14 protein-coding genes are annotated in these 15,571 nt (G+C 67.8%); 10 read left to right on the top strand and 4 right to left on the bottom strand.

Annotation, left to right across the window (positions count from 1 at the left end; all coding sequences use genetic code 11):
* The first annotated feature begins 8 nt into the window (after positions 1–8).
* The 6 genes from RIV12_RS06320 (at position 9) to RIV12_RS06295 (ending at position 4,584) form a co-directional block, all read left to right on the top strand.
* Positions 9–746, top strand: coding sequence for a heme-binding beta-barrel domain-containing protein (locus tag RIV12_RS06320; RefSeq protein WP_075418439.1), 738 nt, complete (start codon positions 9–11; stop codon positions 744–746).
* Complete coding sequence (gene ygfZ / locus RIV12_RS06315; RefSeq protein WP_309322853.1) at positions 746–2,002, top strand: CAF17-like 4Fe-4S cluster assembly/insertion protein YgfZ; 1,257 nt, start codon at positions 746–748, stop codon at positions 2,000–2,002. The genes RIV12_RS06320 and ygfZ overlap by 1 nt, the downstream gene beginning before the upstream one ends.
* 125 nt (positions 2,003–2,127) lie before the next feature.
* Complete coding sequence (locus tag RIV12_RS06310) at positions 2,128–2,526, top strand: DUF2516 family protein (RefSeq protein WP_309322852.1); 399 nt, start codon at positions 2,128–2,130, stop codon at positions 2,524–2,526.
* The gene (gene dtd / locus RIV12_RS06305; RefSeq protein ID WP_075418442.1) at positions 2,526–2,954 is read left to right on the top strand and encodes a D-aminoacyl-tRNA deacylase; all 429 of its coding nucleotides are present in this window, start codon (positions 2,526–2,528) and stop codon (positions 2,952–2,954) included. The genes RIV12_RS06310 and dtd overlap by 1 nt, the downstream gene beginning before the upstream one ends.
* Before the next feature lie 30 nt (positions 2,955–2,984).
* Positions 2,985–3,491, top strand: coding sequence for a DUF3995 domain-containing protein (locus RIV12_RS06300; protein WP_309322851.1), 507 nt, complete (start codon positions 2,985–2,987; stop codon positions 3,489–3,491).
* Between the two features lie 229 nt (positions 3,492–3,720).
* Positions 3,721–4,584, top strand: a complete 864-nt coding sequence (locus RIV12_RS06295) for a DUF559 domain-containing protein (protein ID WP_309322850.1) — start codon at positions 3,721–3,723, stop codon at positions 4,582–4,584.
* Positions 4,585–4,894: 310 nt separating this feature from the next.
* Here RIV12_RS06295 and RIV12_RS06290 read toward each other — a convergent pair whose 3' ends face one another.
* A complete protein-coding gene (locus RIV12_RS06290; protein WP_309322849.1) occupies positions 4,895–5,923 on the bottom strand; it encodes a threonine ammonia-lyase in 1,029 nt (342 codons plus the stop codon).
* 82 nt (positions 5,924–6,005) lie between these two features.
* On the opposite strand from RIV12_RS06290, the gene RIV12_RS06285 reads away from it, so the two are divergent.
* Entirely contained in the window at positions 6,006–6,935 is a 930-nt protein-coding gene (locus tag RIV12_RS06285; RefSeq protein WP_309322848.1) for a LysR family transcriptional regulator, read from the top strand.
* Between the two features lie 41 nt (positions 6,936–6,976).
* Positions 6,977–7,960, top strand: coding sequence for a ribokinase (locus tag RIV12_RS06280; RefSeq protein WP_309322847.1), 984 nt, complete (start codon positions 6,977–6,979; stop codon positions 7,958–7,960).
* A 108-nt stretch (positions 7,961–8,068) separates the two neighbouring features.
* Here RIV12_RS06280 and RIV12_RS06275 read toward each other — a convergent pair whose 3' ends face one another.
* Positions 8,069–9,286, bottom strand: a complete 1,218-nt coding sequence (locus tag RIV12_RS06275) for a hypothetical protein (protein WP_309322846.1) — start codon at positions 9,284–9,286, stop codon at positions 8,069–8,071.
* Positions 9,283–11,451, bottom strand: coding sequence for an MFS transporter (locus tag RIV12_RS06270; protein WP_309322845.1), 2,169 nt, complete (start codon positions 11,449–11,451; stop codon positions 9,283–9,285). The genes RIV12_RS06275 and RIV12_RS06270 overlap by 4 nt, the downstream gene beginning before the upstream one ends.
* Positions 11,452–11,602: 151 nt before the next feature.
* Between RIV12_RS06270 and RIV12_RS06265 the strand changes: the two genes are divergently transcribed.
* Positions 11,603–11,803 carry a LuxR C-terminal-related transcriptional regulator gene (locus RIV12_RS06265; RefSeq protein WP_075418449.1) on the top strand — a complete coding sequence of 67 codons (201 nt, stop codon included), beginning with the start codon at positions 11,603–11,605 and terminating at the stop codon, positions 11,801–11,803.
* 173 nt (positions 11,804–11,976) lie between these two features.
* Here the strand turns inward: RIV12_RS06265 and RIV12_RS06260 are convergent, their stop codons facing one another.
* Complete coding sequence (locus RIV12_RS06260; protein ID WP_075418450.1) at positions 11,977–12,330, bottom strand: DUF6054 family protein; 354 nt, start codon at positions 12,328–12,330, stop codon at positions 11,977–11,979.
* A gap of 267 nt (positions 12,331–12,597) precedes the next feature.
* Between RIV12_RS06260 and RIV12_RS06255 the strand changes: the two genes are divergently transcribed.
* Positions 12,598–15,198 (top strand): ATP-dependent Clp protease ATP-binding subunit, encoded by a 2,601-nt coding sequence (locus RIV12_RS06255; RefSeq protein WP_075418451.1) that lies wholly within the window; start codon positions 12,598–12,600, stop codon positions 15,196–15,198.
* The last annotated feature ends 373 nt before the right edge of the window (positions 15,199–15,571 follow it).

Below are 15,571 nucleotides of genomic sequence, written 5' to 3'. Positions count from 1 at the left end.
CTGCGGGCATGGCATTCACGCTTCCTGACGACCTGCCCCCCGAGCTCTACCCGCTGGCCTGGCTGGCCGGCACCTGGCGCGGCTACGGCATCCTCACCTACGGCGAGACCGTGCCCGAGCAGGCCGTCTACCAGGAGATGACCTTCGACCACGACGGTGGCCCCTACCTGCGCCAGACCACCACCATCTGGACGGTCGACGCCACCCGCTCCAAGAACCTCGACTTCGAGATGCCCGGCCTCCAGGGCGCCTCCCTCCTGGCCCCCGCCCAGATCTGGTCCACCGAGACGACCTACTGGCGGCCCGTCGGCCAGGAGCAGCCCGACGGCGCAGACTCCGCCGAGACCACCGGCCCGGCCGACACTGAGAGCGCCGGCGGTCCGCTCACCCCCATCACCCGGCTCGAGCTCGTCTCGGCCGACCCCGCCGGTCACGTCGGCGTCTGGGAGGGCTGGATCCAGGGGCCGCGCGCCCAGGTCGGCACCCAGGCCGTGGGGCGGGCACGCACCGCCGTCCCCGTGGAGGAGATGACCCGCATGTTCGGGCTCGTGGGCGGCGACCTCATGTGGACCCAGGACATGGCCGCCTTCGGCCAGAGCGAGGTGAGCACCTACGCCTCTGGGCGCCTCGGCCGCGTCGACGACGTAGACGATCCCGCCGCCCAGCCCGGCTCCGCCCTCGAACCGGCCGGCGAGTCCTCCGACTCCAACACGCCCGCCTCCGACGACGCCGAGCCGACCGCCTGATGCGCCCCTCTCCGCTGCTGACCCGACCCGGCGCCGTCGCCTCCGCCCCGGACGACCCCGACCAGGCCGTTCCCGCCCATCTCGGTGACCCCGGTCGCGAGCAGGCCGCCCTGGCCGAGGGGCGCGCGGCCTGCGCCCTGGCGCGCGACGTTGTCACCGTCACCGGGCCGGACCGCCTGAGCTGGCTGACCACACTGTCCAGCCAGGTGCTCACCGGCCTGGAGCCCGGCGACGGCGGGGCGGAGACGCTGCTCCTCGACGCCCAGGGGCATATCACCCACGCGCTCGCGGCCCTCGACGACGGCCGCACTCTTTGGCTCGTCACCGAGGCCGGCAGCGGCGAGGACCTGGCTGCCTTCCTGGACTCCATGCGCTTCATGCTGCGCGTCGAGGTGACCGAACGGCCCGACGTCATGGCGTTGGGCGCCCTCGGGGAGGGGCTTGAGGCCCTGGCCCGGGCGGCGCGCGACACGGCGCCGGACTCGCCGGCCGCTCCCGACTCCTCCGACGCTCAGGCCGGCGCCGCCGAGACCGGTGGCGCCGAGCCTCAGGGCTCGCTCATCGGCCTGTGGCGCGACCCGTGGCCGGGCGTCGTCGAGGGCGGCACGAGCTACGACGTCGGAGAGGACCGGCCGCATCCCGGCCAGGAGTATCGGGGCGGTCTCGTCCTGGTGCCCGCCCAGAGCGTGAACGCCGTGGCGGGGACCTTCCTCACCGCCGGGAAGGGACGGCGTCTGGCCGGTGCGCTGGCCTGGGAGGCCCTGCGCATTGAGGCCGGACGTCCCCGCCGCGCCCGCGAGGCCGACGCCCGCGCGATCCCCCACGAGCTGGACTGGCTGCGCACGGCCGTGCACCTGACGAAGGGCTGCTACCCGGGCCAGGAGACGATCGCGCGCACCCTCAACCTCGGCCGTCCTCCGCGACGCCTCACCGTGCTCCAGCTCGACGGCCTCGTCGGCGACCTGCCCCGGCCGGGTGCGAGCGTGCGCATGGGGGAGCGGGTCGTGGGCGCCGTGACCTCCGTGGCGCGCCACCACGAGCTCGGTCCCATCGCCCTGGCCCTGCTGCGCCGTGCCGTTCCCGTGGATGAGCAGCTGACCGTGGAGATCACCGAGGTCGACGAGGCCACCGGCGAGACCGTCACCGTCGGCCGGGTCGACGCCGCCCAGGAGGTACTGGTCTCCCCCGAGGGGCGCGCCCAGGCCAGCCCCGCCGAGCGGCCCGGTGCCGGACTGCGCAAGGGCCTGCGGCTCTGACCGGTGCGGTCGGGGGCCCGGCCCCGGGCGCTCCCGGGCCGGCTGCTGCATGAGGTGTCAACTGTTCTCGCTGGGCGTGGCCGTCGCTCTGGGATCGGTGACCCGCGACCGGTAGCCTGGGATGCGTGAGCGTCCTCTATGCTGTGTCATTCTTTCTCTCCGAGGCGGTCAGGTGGACCTGGATCGCCGCCCAGGCCGTCTCCCTCGTCATGGGAGTCTGGGCGCTGATCGACTCTCTGATGCGGCCCGCGGAGCACTACGCGGCGGCCGGCAAGAACACCAAGCGATTCTGGAACGCGGTCAACGCGGTGGGCACGGCGGTTGTCGGCCTCCTCGGCGCGGCCTCGATGTTCGGCCTGCTGGGCGTCGTGGCCAGCGCCGTCTACCTGGTGGACGTGCGCCCCGCCCTGCAGGCGCTGGCGCCGGTGCGAGTGCGCTCCTCGATCCGCATCCCAGGGCGGGCCTCGCAGCGCCGGCCGGGACGCGGTGGGCGCGGCCCGCGCGACTGGAGCACTGGTCGCTGATGCGTGCGGTCATTCAGCGGGTCAACCGGGCGGCGGTCCGGGTCGACGGCGAAGTGGTTGGCGAGATCACCCGCCCCGGCCTCATGGTTCTCGTGGGGGCCACACATGACGACGGCCCCACGCAGGTGGCCACGGTGGCCCGCAAGATCGCGGACCTGCGGCTCCTGGAGGACGAGCTCTCGGTGACCGACGCCGGAGCGCCCGTGCTCGTCGTCTCCCAGTTCACCCTGTACGCCGATACCCGCAAGGGTCGGCGCCCCACCTGGAACAAGGCGGCCCCCGGCGAGGTGGCCGAGCCCCTGGTGGAGGCTGTGGCCGAAGACCTGCGCGGGCGTGGCCTGGAGGTGGCCACCGGCCGCTTCGGTGCCGACATGAAGATCGATATGGAGGCTGACGGCCCGGTGACGATCCTGGTCGAGGCCGAGTAGTTCGAGGAGGCCGCAGAAGGGGGCGCTGAGATGACGGGATGCTCACGGGCGGTGGTCATCGCCATGATGCTGTGGTGGGCCTTTTTCGGCTGTGTCAGCGTGTCCTGGGCGCTGGGCTCCCCGTGGCTGGTCGACACGGTCCTTCAGGGTGAGGGGCTGAGGCTCGCCCAAGAGCGGCCCACCTGGTTCGTCGTGGTCGTCCTCGTCTCCGGGCTGGTGAAGCTGGGGTTCGTCGTCTTCGGCTTCGCCCTGCTGCGCCCGGACGTCATCAGGGTGCCGCGCTGGATGCGCCTGGCCTTCGGCTGGGTCTCGGGAGCCCTACTCATGGCCTACGGGGTGGTCGGCTCGGTGCCGGCGATCCCGACGATCTTGGCGGGAGAGCCGCTCTCCCACTATGGATGGTGGCGGCTGGTTCTTTGGATGCCTCACTTCTGGATGGGCGGGATCCTGGTGCTGGCCGCAACGATCGCCTACTTGCGCTGGAGCCGGCCCGCGGCTACCGGCTCTGCTGTGCACGCGGTCCCTGCTGGGCGATAACTCCCGCGGCGAGTGTCCACAGCGCTGACATCAGGCCGCCGACGTCGTCGACCCGGGTTTTGGAACCGCGTGATTCCGCGGTTCTCCCGATGGTGCCGGCCGGCCGAATCAGTTGATGTCAGCGCTGTGGACACCGGCCGCGTTGAGGATGGTGGTGACCGCCGGTCGTTATCCACAGGCGCCTTCGTGTCTCTGGTGTCCTCCTCCGCCCCCGGCCCACGATGTGGTCATGGACGCCGACGCCTTGATCGCCCGTATCAGTGATGCTCATGGCGCGGTCCGTCAGTCGGATCTTCGGCTGGAACGCGCGCAACGTCGATGTCTTCAAAGGCTTGTGGACTCTGGTTGTCTCACGCGTCATCCGCATGGTGTGGTGGCTCTGTCTGACGTCGACAGGAGAGTGCTGATCGCCCGCATCCATCGGGGGCTGATCACCTGCGAGCACGCCGCTGCCTACTACCGGCTACCGCTGCCGTCATCGCCGAAGGCTCTTCATGTTCTCACGCCGCAAGGGCACAAGTTGGAGTCGTTATGGGGTGAGCGTCAGCATGAGACCCGAGATCTTCCGGTCATGCCTCTGAGTTCCTTCCCGGTTGCACCCTTGGCGCGTTGTCTCGCGGATCTTCTGTGCTGCGCCCAGGAATGGACTGCACTGGTCGTCGTCGACGCTGCACTCCATCGGCGCCAGGTCACCTATGAACAGGTCGGCACCTACTTGCGTGGGGCTCGTCGGGCGCTGGGACGCAGGCGCCTTCAGCGGACGAGCAGCAGAGCGCGCAGCCCGTTGGAGACGCTGGCGCGCATCCAGCTGCGGGGCGCCGGTCTTGATGTCGCTGACGGTGTGGGGATCGGCGGTGTCGGCGAGGTAGACCTTCTGGTTGCGGGGTGGCTCGTTGTTGAACTCGACGGCTATGAGTACCACTCGGACATGTGGACTTTCGACCACGACCGTGCCCGCGACCGGGAACTGACGCAGCAGGGATACACCGTCGTGCGGTTCACGGCGAACAATGTGCGTTCGGGCAGAATCGTCGACGACGTCAGGCGGGTCCTTGCTGCCCACCCAAGCGCGGCGATGATGAGGATGGCATGACGGCACCCACGAAAGTGTCCACAGCGCTGACATCAGGCCGCCGACGTCGTCGACCCGGGTTTTGGAACCGCGTGATTCCGCGGTTCTCCCGATGGTGCCGGCCGGCCGAATCAGTTGATGTCAGCGCTGTGGACACTTGTGGCCGCGGCATGGCCCGGTGAGTCTGGTCGGCACCGTTGGCGCACGGGGGAGGGCCGGGTATGCGCCCCCGACTGCGCTTCCCGGCCCTCACTCGAGTGTCACTCGGCCGGCAGTCCCGGCTCAACGGGGAGTATTCCCCAACCGGCTGTCAGGTATGGGGTGGACGGGTTCAGCAGTTGAGGGTGGCGTCAGTGCCGACGGTGGTGTCGGTGGCGGAGATGCCGGCGAGCTCGTGGTCGTCGGCGTTGCCGCCGGTGCAGACGATCGCACAGGGTCCTTGGCGGGCGGGGTCGGCCATGAGTCCGGCCAGGCTCGCGGCCCCGGCGCCCTCGGCCAGGGTGTGGGCGTGGGTGGACATGAGGCCGACGGCGCGCTGGATCGCGTCGTCATCGACCAGGATGAAGTCGTTGAGGCTGCGGCCCAGCACGGACTGGGTGAGGGCGAAGCTCGCCCCGACGGCCAGTCCCGCCACGCGGGTGCGACTGTGGACGGTGGTCGGCTCCCCGGACGTCCAGGCGCGGTGCGCGGCCGGAGCGGCGCTGGACTGGACACCGATGACCCGGCACTCGGGGGCCAAGACGTCGCGCACGAGGCAGGCGCCGGCGGCCCCGGAGCCCGAGCCGACCGGCGCGTAGACGGCCCGCAGGCCCGGGTGGCGGCGGAAGAGCTCGAGGTAGACGGTGGCGTGCCCGAGCACGATGGCCGGCTCATCCCCGGGGGAGACCATGCGCATCCCCTCGCTCAGGGCGAGGGTCTCCGCGTGGGCGAGCGACTCGCACATCGTCTCGCCCTCCACGACGACGCGGGCGCCCAGGGCGCGCACCGCGGCCACCTTGCGGGCGGGCGCGCCCACCGGGACGACGACGGTGACAGGGACCTCGCTGCGGGCGCCGGCCCAGGCCAGGGACTGGGCGTGGTTGCCGGTGGACGCGGTCACGACGCCGCGGCGGCGCTCCTCGGGGCTGAGCGATGCCATGAGCGCCACCCCGCCGCGGACCTTGAAGGCGCCAGTGGGCTGGATGTTCTCGTGCTTGACCACGACCTCCACCCCGGCCTCGGCGTTGAGCAGTGGGTAGGACCAGGCGGGAGTCTCGGGCAGGGCCCGCGAGACGGCCTCGTAGGTACGCAGGACGGCGTCGAAGTCGAGAATGGTCCGGGTCGTGGCGGGTGCCTGGGGCAGGGTGTCGGTCGCGGTCATGGCTCCATGATGAGGGCGACCGGAGTATCGGTCCAATGAATGTTTTGACGAATACCCATCGATTTAAGACATACTTGGTGGCGTGATCGATGTGCAGCAGCTGCGGGCCCTCGTGGAGCTCTCCCGCCTTGGAACCGTCTCCGCGGCCGCCGAGTCCCTGGGGTTCAGCCAGTCCACCGTCTCCCACCAGCTCGCCGCCCTGTCTTGCGCAACCGGCGCAGTACTGCTGACACGGGCCGGACGCGGGGTGCGGCTCACCGAGGAGGGCCGGGCGCTGGCGATCCGGGGCCAGGAGGTCCTCGACCTGCTGGATCGCACCGAGCGCGAGGTCGTCTCCATGGCGCAGGCGGAGTCGGGGCGGGTGCGGCTGGCCGCCTTCCCCTCCGCGGTGGCCTCCCTGGTGCCGGGGGTGCTCGACGTCGTCGGCCAGCAGTATCCGGGCCTGGAGGTCGAGCTCGTCGACGCCGAGCCGCCCGAGGCCCTCGACGCGCTGCGGCGCGGGCGAGTGGACGCGGCGCTGTCCTTCTCCTACATCGACGACGACGCCGGTGAGGGGCTTCAGGCCGAGCACCTGCTCGACGACGTCCTCTATCTCGTCACCCACCCCGGCGGCATCACGCGCATCGCCGACGGCGCCCAGTGCCGGTGGGTGACCGGCTGCGCGCGCTGCCACGAGGAGCTCATCGCCGTGGGGCGGGCCAACGGCTTCACGCCCGAGACCGCCTACGCCTCCGACGACTACGTGGCCGTGCAGGCGCTCGTCGCCGCCGGGGTGGGGGCGGCCCTGCTGCCCGGGATGGCGCTGAGCGCCTACCGGCACGAGGGGGTCCAGGTGCGGCCGCTGGCCCGCGAGCAGCGGCGCGTCGAAGTGGTCACTCGCGCCGAGCAGCCCCGGCCGCTGGCCATTGACGTCCTGGTGGATGCCTGCCGGACGGCGACCCACCGCACGAGCCTGCGCCGACCCGCGGTCAGGGCCGGCGGTAGTGCTGCCTCTCGGAGAGGTGTGGTGTGATGGGGCGTGTATCCGTGCTGCATCGCAGAGAGGAATCGGGAATGGGGGCTGGTGTACGAGCCGTCCTGGGTGACGTATCCGGCGAGGTCGCCGTCTTCGGGTCGCTCAACGCTGACCTGACGGTCCGAACGGAGCGCTTCCCCAAGCCCGGCGAGACGATCAGCGGCGAGGACCTCGTGATCCTGCCGGGAGGCAAGTCGGCGAACCAGGCGGTTCAGGCCGGTCTTCTTGGCGCTCGCGTGAGGATGATCGGGGTCGTCGGAGGGGACGGTCATGGCGACCTGCTCATCGAGTCCCTCCAGCGCGCCGGCGTGGACACTGATGCGGTCCAGCGCGAGGACGTGGCCACCGGCACCGCAATCATCACCGTGGACTCCACCGGGGACAACACCATCGTGGTGTCTCCCGGAGCGAACGGAAAGGTGGATGTCTCCACGGCGCAGCGGCACCGCGGCGTCATCGGCGAGGCCCGAGTGCTGGGGCTGTGCATGGAGGTCAGCCCCGACGCGGTGGAGGCTGCGGCCCGCATCGCCCACGACGCCGGCACCCGCGTTGTCTTCAACAACTCTCCGTTCCACCCCGTCCTGTCCGCCGGGCTCCTGGAGGCCATTGACGTCCTGGTCGTCAACGAGCATGAGCTCGCCGACATGCTGAAGCAGGGCATGCCTGAGACAGCGGCTGAGCCGGAGCTCGAGCGAGGCGACGACGCCACAGACTGGGGCGATTGTGCAAGGAGACTGGCCGCGATGGGGATCCCCTCCGCGGTGGTGACTCTGGGGGGCCGCGGGTCGATGGTGATCGAGGGGGAGGAGATCACCCCGATCGATCCCTTCTCGGCCGATGTCGTGGACACGACCGGAGCCGGCGACTCCTTCCTGGGCACGCTGCTGGCGGCCCTCGCTGCAGGCGCCGGACTCAGGGAGGCGGCACGTGCGGCCTCGGCCGTCTCCGCCTTCGCGACGACCTCAGTGGGGGCGCAGGCCTCCTACGGGGACATTGCCGCAGTCGAGCAGCACTTCGGATAAGCACAGCCTGACGAGCGAGGCGAGAGAGCCGAGGTTGCTCGCGGTGGCAGCAGGATGCTGTGCGCCTCAAGGTTCCGGTGACAGGAGACTGGCCCGCCGGCCCGCGCCTCATTCGTCCTTGAACTGCTCGAGGTTCTCGGTGTGCGGGTGGCCGTCATCGGTGGCGCTGAGCCAGAAGGCGGGCTTGGACTCCGTGGAGCCCTTCCTGTTGGGGACGTCCTGTTTGACGAGCAGTCCGGGGCCGGTGGATACGCCGCGTTCAAGAACGGTTTTTCCGGTGATATCGATTGTCTTCTTGATGCTGGGATTGACGAGTTGCTGTTCAACTGCCTCCCGGGAGGGACTGAGTGACTTCCGCTCGTCCTCTGATGCCGCCTTCGAGCGTTGCTGAAAATCGCTGGCTGCTTTGGGGTTTGCGAACCGGCGGATCCAGCCGCCGGGGTAGACCGCAGTAGCTCCGGAGACACTCTCGGTCGTGGACCCATCGATGCTGGTGAGGGAGATGGTCGTCAGCCAGCATCTATCGAAGCAGTTGTCTGGGAGGAGGTTGGGTGTGAGCATGAGGTTCTCGCCGGTGGCACCCACCAGCCACTTGTCGCTGGGGACGGAGGAGGGTCGAGCGCTCGTGTTTGTCAGGGAGAAGATGTTGATGGTTCCCTTCCCGGAGCCGGCCGGGAAGTAGTTCTGAGCGGTCTCGACGGCGAGGGTACTGTTGGTGAGGGCCTGCCCCAGGATGATCCCGGAGACTGTGTCGTCCCTGACCGTCTTGCCAGTCTTGGTGTCAAGGACAACGATATGCGTGCGTTGATCGGCTGCCGTCTCTCCCGCCTGCTGCTCGGCGGGAAGGAGGATCAATGACAGGTGGCGTCCGTCAGGACTGACGACAGAGCTTCCCGCCGATGACCGTCCCGTGTGTTTGTGAAGCGGGTTTTGGGCGCTATTTCTGTATTCAGTTCTCTCTTGGTCCGTGACTTCGGGCTTGATGGAAACCGCCCACTGGAACTTATCGGTGGAAGGATCTCGACTCACCACGGTGGTCGTCAGTCCTCCGGAAGTGAAGCCTATCCTTCCGGCTACGTATGATGTGTTCATGGTGACGGCGCCACTGGCGGTTGACAATGGTCTATTGTCCATGTCGCTACTTGAATCCTTCGGCTTGGCAGCATCTGCTTCCTGCTCATTGAGGGAGGAGACGACGAGTCTTTGAGTGTCCTCCCCAATGTTGCATGAACCGATGGTGAGCGCGAGCGTCACAGTTGCGGTGAGTGCTGACAGTCGCCGGAGCATGGAGGACGTGCGGGGACTCAGAGGATGTGCGACTCTCATTCCTGTCCTCCTGCGACTCCGAAGATCCGATAGGTATCTCGGCATCTCTGGCCGTCATCCTTTGCTCCGGCACTGCAGTGTCCGTAACCTATGCTAGTTGTGTTGAGGGTAACGATGGTGGCGCCAGGCGTCCGTATGGCCTTTACTCGTCTATAGGAGTCGACGCCTCTGGAGAATAGCGGCTGGGCCGGTGTGTTGAAGTAGTCTGCCAGTTCGCGGGGTGACTGGAATGTGGAACCAGGTGTGATGGGAATGGTGGTGCCGGGTGAGTCGTCACCGGGACGAATGACGAGTGTCGCGAAGGTGGAGCCGTCGTCGGCTGATACTTCAACGATCCCAGTGCGCGCACTGGCGAGGCTCCGATCCTGTGACGCCGGGGTGACTGTGCGAGTGGAGGGGTCGAAGACTGCCTCGGCCCGTGTATTTTCGTGGGGACGCTTGAAAGCTGCGTCCGCAGTGATAGCGGGGTAGGTGACGATGCTGTCTGAGAGGCGCGATGCCTCCGTATTGATCCCCGAGGTCGCTCCTAGGGAGAAGGTTGTGGTGTCGGCGCTGTTGACCTTGGCCAGTGCGTCCAGGCTGATCGCTTCAGCTATGGGGCTACCCGAGGAATCAATCTTGCCGGTGTAGCGGGCACCCCAGCCTTCGATGAAGGAACTGAAATTGTTGACGACCCCTTCCTCGAAGGTAAATTCTGACAGGATTTGTTGAACTTCGACCTCGGCGGTGGGATCGTTCTGAGGGCAGACCGTAATGGTTATTGCTGCCTTCTTCACTCCGGACGGGGTAACTTCGGCAGTGTGGTCCTCGTCGTAGTCCAGGATGAATGAGGCGTGTCCGGCAGGACCGGAGTAGTACATGCCGGACCTCTCCGGGAGAGTCCACATCTTGGCCCCGTCGGTCAGTGAGAAGGCAGTATCCTCGTCGAGGACTGCGGAATCGGTCAGCTGAAGATCGCCGGCGGTACTCTGATGCTCGAAGACGATTCTGCCGGTCAGAGAATCGAAGACCAGGGTGATAGCGGCTTCGCCCTCTTGAGGAGATGCAACGAATCTGGGTAACTTGATTCGAGTGGCCACGTACTTCCTGTCAGGACTGGTGATGAGTTTAGGGCTGTCGGAGTGGCTGTTGGGGGCGAATGTGGCGCGCTTGCGCTCGTAGCTCCACAGGACGCTGCCGTCCTTGGAGTTGAGCGCCATGATGCCGTCGTCGGTGAGGAAAATGGGGCCGCCGGCGCCCGCGGCGGTGGTCAGCTCGGTGGAGGATATCTCCTTACTCCAGGAGGCCTTCGGCGCCAGCGACGTGGGTGGCGCTAGTGAGACGTCGGCGGTGGCCTTGGCGATGACATGGTGGACCGGGTTAATGAGTGCCCATGTTCCCGCGATGACGGAACCAAGTGTCAGTGCTGGGGCAATGACCAGGGCCGCGAGGTACCTGCGCGTGCGGCGAGGTACCCGCACGCGCTCGTACCGGGGGAGTCCCTTGTCGGTCTTCTCTCCCGTCTTGCGCTGGAGAGGAGCCCAGCGGCTCGGGTCATCGGGATCGCTGCTACCTACCGCGGTGCTGCGCAGGTAGTGCAGGAGTGGTCCGATGCTCAGGAAGAGCGTGGCTGAGAGCGCCACTCCAGTCAGGGTAAGGAGGAACAGGACGGAGAATCCTGTCTCCTGGTAGGTGTCCCACCACGCCAGTATCAGGGATGCTGAGGTCATCACGCCCAGGGCCGCCATGATCGTGGTCAGGATCGTCACCAGGACGGGGCGCTTCTTGTCCCTTAAGGTGAGGGACGGCCAGGCCAGTATCCCTCCGACGATCATGCAGATTGTCAGTGCTGAGACCTTGTCCGGGATCAGGTCGCCAGTACCAACGAGCCCCCGGCGCAGCACCAGAGTGGTCACTGCGAACACGACGCCGCCGATGAGTCCGCCCCAGCGCAGGGCGCGCAGGGTGAGGACACCGCGCGGTGGGAAGGGTTCGCCCTCGCTGTCGCCGGTGTCGGTCGCGGCCTGGCTGGCCTCAGTGGCATCGTGGTCGGCGCTGTCCTCGGTTTCCCCCGTGTCCGGCTCTTTCGAGGTCTCGTCGCTGAAGGCGGCTGCGCCTGGCTGGTTGCTGGGATCGATGCCGGGCTGATCGGTGCCGTTGTCGTCGGTATCGGGCATGGGAGGCATGAGCCTATTGTGATGACCCATCCGTGACTATATCAGGTGTTTGCGAGGCCATCACTCGGATGGACGGGCCAGGTGGAGCACTCCAGCGGGCTGGACTACTGGTGCTGCGTCGGTCGCTCCCACTGCGGCGACGCTCTGGACAGAGACGCCGGTGACTCTGTCCCCACGTGAGAGGCAGGTGCTCCAGGTGGCTTCACGCGGACTGTCCAACAGCCAGATCGATGCCGAGCTCTACATCACCGAGGTCGCCGTCAAGACCCATCTGCTGCGCGCCTACGCCAAGCTCGGCGTCGACTCGCGCACGGCCGCCGTCACCGAGGCGCTGCGCCGTGGCCTGCTCGAGCTGGACTGAGCCGCGTCGCTGCGTCCCGGGCTCTTCACCTCGGCCGCGACCCCGCGAGTTCGTACCTGCGGGCACGCGTTCGAGGGGCAGAGGGCGTGAACGCGAGACCTGCCCTGCGACTGCGACGGGGCGAGAGCAGGGGCTCTGGTCGGCCGGGTCGGGCTGGTTGGCGAGGTGCTCCCTCATCCGTCGGGGTGTTCCTCCTCCCACTGGGAGATCGTGGAGTTGAGGGTGGCCAGGAACTCCTCCTCGCCGATGGTGTTGAGCTTGAGGAACACCGCCTGACTGCCACCCAGAGTGATCCCGACGATGTGAACGTAGGGCCCGTCCTGGATAGCGGTGACGGACATTCCCACACGGTTGTTCCCCATCATGCTGAAGCGTTCGTAACCTCTGACCGCTATACCTCCGGCGGAGGTCCCCAGGTCCACAGCCGCCTCTGCGGAGGCCGAGCGGGACCGGCCCAGTACTCCGGCCTCAAGGAACGGGACCACCTCACTGAGCTGTCCGACGACGGTCCGAGTGGTCGTTGCCATGGGTACTTTCCTTCCTTGTCCTCGCTGGAACTGTCTCCGTGTCCACCAGGGTATGTGCGTGCGCCCAAGCGTGCGGCTCCGCATCTTGAGTCGACCCGGCTCAAGGCTTACTCACGCCTACCGCGAACAGGGGCATGGCCCAGGCGTCGGCCTGGTTAGCCTTGTCAGCACGTGCTCTCAGCGCCATCTCTCCCCGGCGCTGCGACATCCCTCGCCACCACCGGACGAGCGGTCCCGCACTGAGCGCGTGCCGAGGAGGAATTACTGATGTTTGAACGCTTTACCGACCGCGCCCGTCGCGTCGTCGTGCTCGCGCAGGACGAGGCGCGGGCCCTGAACCACAACTACATCGGCACCGAGCACCTCCTCCTCGGCCTCATCCACGAGGGCGAGGGGGTGGCCGCCAAGGCCCTGGAGTCCATGGACATCTCCCTGGACGCCGTGCGCAGCCAGGTCATTGAGATCATCGGCGAGGGGCAGTCCGCCCCCACCGGTCACATCCCCTTCACGCCTCGCGGCAAGAAGGTCTTCGAGCTCTCCATGCGCGAGGCCCTCCAGCTCGGACACAACTACATCGGCACCGAGCACCTGCTGCTCGGCCTGCTGCGCGAGGGCGAGGGCGTGGCCGCCCAGGTCCTGACCAACCTCGGCGGGGACCTGTCCAGTGTGCGCCAGACCGTCATGCAGATGCTCTCCGGTTACGAGGGCAAGGAGACCGTCAATGCCGGCGGCCCTTCCAAGGAGGGCACGCCCTCGGGCAGCGCCATCCTGGACCAGTTCGGCCGCAACCTCACGGCCGCCGCCCGCGAGGGCAAGTTGGACCCGGTCATCGGCCGCAAGAAGGAGATGGAGAGGGTCATGCAGGTCCTCTCCCGGCGTACCAAGAACAACCCCGTCCTCATCGGGGAGCCGGGCGTGGGCAAGACCGCCGTCGTCGAGGGCCTGAGCCAGGCCATCGTCCACGGCGACGTCCCCGAGACCCTGCGGGACAAGCAGCTCTACTCCCTGGACATGGGCTCGCTCGTGGCCGGATCGCGCTACCGCGGCGACTTCGAGGAGCGCCTCAAGAAGGTCCTCAAGGAGGTGCGCACCCGCGGCGACATCGTCCTGTTCATCGACGAGATCCACACCCTCGTCGGTGCCGGCGCCGCCGAGGGCGCCGTCGACGCCGCCTCCATCCTCAAGCCCATGCTGGCCCGCGGCGAGCTCCAGACCATCGGGGCCACCACCCTGGACGAGTACCGCAAGATCGAGAAGGACGCCGCCCTGGAGCGCCGCTTCCAGCCGGTGACCGTCGACCAGCCCAGCATCGAGGAGACCATCGGGATCCTCACCGGCCTGCGAGACCGCTACGAGGCCTTCCACCGCATCGTCATCACCGACGAGGCCATCGAGGCCGCCGCCAAGCTCGCGGACCGCTACATCAACGACCGCTTCCTGCCGGACAAGGCCATCGACCTGGTTGACGAGGCCGGCGCCCGCCTGCGCATCCGCCGCATGACGGCTCCGCCCGAGCTGCGCGAGATCGACGAGCAGATCGCCCAGGTCAAGCGGGAGAAGGAGTCCGCCATCGACGACCAGGACTTCGAGCGCGCCGCCTCCCTGCGTGACGACGAGCGTCGCCTGGCCGACGAGCGGGCCGCCAAGGAGAAGGCCTGGAAGTCCGGCGACCTCGACCAGGTCGCCGAGGTCGATGAGGCACTCATCGCCGAGGTCCTGGCCATGTCCACCGGCATCCCGGTGGTCAAGCTGACCGAGGCCGAGTCCGCCAAGCTCCTCAATATGGAGGCCGAGCTCCACAAGCGCATCATCGGCCAGAACAAGGCCATCGAGGCCCTGTCGAAGTCGATCCGCCGCACCCGTGCCGGCCTGAAGGACCCCAAGCGCCCCGGCGGCTCCTTCATCTTCGCCGGCCCCACCGGTGTCGGTAAGACCGAGCTGGCCAAGGCCCTGGCGGAGTTCCTGTTCGACGACGAGGACGCCCTCATCCAGCTCGACATGTCCGAGTTCGCCGAGAAGCACACGGTCTCGCGCCTCTTCGGCGCCCCTCCCGGCTACGTCGGCTACGACGAGGGCGGACAGCTCACCGAGAAGGTGCGCCGCCGGCCCTTCTCCGTGGTCCTGTTCGACGAGGTCGAGAAGGCCCACCCGGACATCTTCAACTCCCTGCTGCAGATCCTGGAGGACGGACACCTCTCCGACGCCCAGGGCCGCGTGGTCGACTTCAAGAACACCGTCATCATCATGACCACCAACCTCGGCTCCAAGGACATCGGCAAGTCGGTGGCCACCGGCTTCCAGTCCACCGAGTCCGGTGCCATGGACTACGAGGAGATGAAGTCCCACGTCAACCGTGAGCTCAAGCAGCAGTTCCGGCCCGAGTTCCTCAACCGCGTCGACGACCTCATCGTCTTCCCGCAGCTGACCAAGGAGGAGGTGCGCCAGATCGTCGACCTCATGATCGTGCGCCTCGACAAGCGCCTGGCCGAGCAGCAGATGACCATCGAGCTGACCGAGGCCGCCAAGGATCTCCTGGCCGAGCGCGGCTTCGACCCGGTGCTCGGTGCCCGTCCGCTGCGCCGTGCCATCCAGCGCGACATCGAGGACGCCCTGAGCGAGAAGATCCTCTTCGGGGAGATCGAGCGGGGGCAGAAGGTCATCGTCGACGCCGAGGGTGAGTCCATCCTGGGCGAGTTCATCTTCCGTGGCGAGCCCTGGGAGCAGGGCGAGGCCGAGGTCGCCGCGCTGCGTGAGGCCGAGGATGCTGCGGCCGGCGGTGGGGGAGGGGTCTCCAGCCCTCTGCGCATCTCCTCGACGCCGATCAGTCGCGACGGCGGCGCCTCACCGGCCGCTGAGCCCGGGCGCTGATCCCGGGGCCTTCAGGCCGGGTCCTACTGAGGTCGCTGGGGCGCGAGTGCCGCCCCGGCGGCCTCAAGTCCCCTTATCAGTTCCATACGATGGGCCGCAACCCCGCTGGGGTTGCGGCCCATCGTTGTCGCTGCACGGCGGGCGCCTCGGCCTGCAAGACGCGTTGGTGTGAATCACGGGAGAGGAAGTGGGGCCGCATTGCCTCGGCCTCCATTTTTCCAGGTGGCGACCATTATCTTGGGCGCAAGAGTTTGCGGGGCTTGGTTCGGAATTGTGAATATGCACGGGGTCTGAGGCTGCCGCCGTGGAGAAGCAAGGGAATGAAAATTGAATGAAATCTGGGTGAAGCAAGAGAATGTTCTGGGAGTTTGGC

It is taken from the genome of Actinomyces stomatis (assembly GCF_031292835.1).
Taxonomy (GTDB): Bacteria; Actinomycetota; Actinomycetes; order Actinomycetales; family Actinomycetaceae; genus Actinomyces; species Actinomyces stomatis.
Note: the sequence above shows the minus strand (reverse complement) of the source record. Positions and strands in the feature narration are given on the sequence as shown.

What these genes read in the sequence shown, in the direction of transcription:
- dtd (WP_075418442.1), top strand. Translation starts at nt 2,526, where the DNA reads ATGCGTGCGGTCATTCAGCGGGTCAACCGGGCGGCGGTCCGGGTCGAC.
- RIV12_RS06255 (WP_075418451.1), top strand. Translation starts at nt 12,598, where the DNA reads ATGTTTGAACGCTTTACCGACCGCGCCCGTCGCGTCGTCGTGCTCGCG.
- RIV12_RS06295 (WP_309322850.1), top strand. Translation starts at nt 3,721, where the DNA reads ATGGACGCCGACGCCTTGATCGCCCGTATCAGTGATGCTCATGGCGCG.
- RIV12_RS06260 (WP_075418450.1), bottom strand. Translation starts at nt 12,330, where the DNA reads ATGGCAACGACCACTCGGACCGTCGTCGGACAGCTCAGTGAGGTGGTC.
- RIV12_RS06320 (WP_075418439.1), top strand. Translation starts at nt 9, where the DNA reads ATGGCATTCACGCTTCCTGACGACCTGCCCCCCGAGCTCTACCCGCTG.
- RIV12_RS06290 (WP_309322849.1), bottom strand. Translation starts at nt 5,923, where the DNA reads ATGACCGCGACCGACACCCTGCCCCAGGCACCCGCCACGACCCGGACC.
- RIV12_RS06300 (WP_309322851.1), top strand. Translation starts at nt 2,985, where the DNA reads ATGACGGGATGCTCACGGGCGGTGGTCATCGCCATGATGCTGTGGTGG.
- ygfZ (WP_309322853.1), top strand. Translation starts at nt 746, where the DNA reads ATGCGCCCCTCTCCGCTGCTGACCCGACCCGGCGCCGTCGCCTCCGCC.
- RIV12_RS06270 (WP_309322845.1), bottom strand. Translation starts at nt 11,451, where the DNA reads ATGCCTCCCATGCCCGATACCGACGACAACGGCACCGATCAGCCCGGC.
- RIV12_RS06280 (WP_309322847.1), top strand. Translation starts at nt 6,977, where the DNA reads ATGGGGGCTGGTGTACGAGCCGTCCTGGGTGACGTATCCGGCGAGGTC.
- RIV12_RS06275 (WP_309322846.1), bottom strand. Translation starts at nt 9,286, where the DNA reads ATGAGAGTCGCACATCCTCTGAGTCCCCGCACGTCCTCCATGCTCCGG.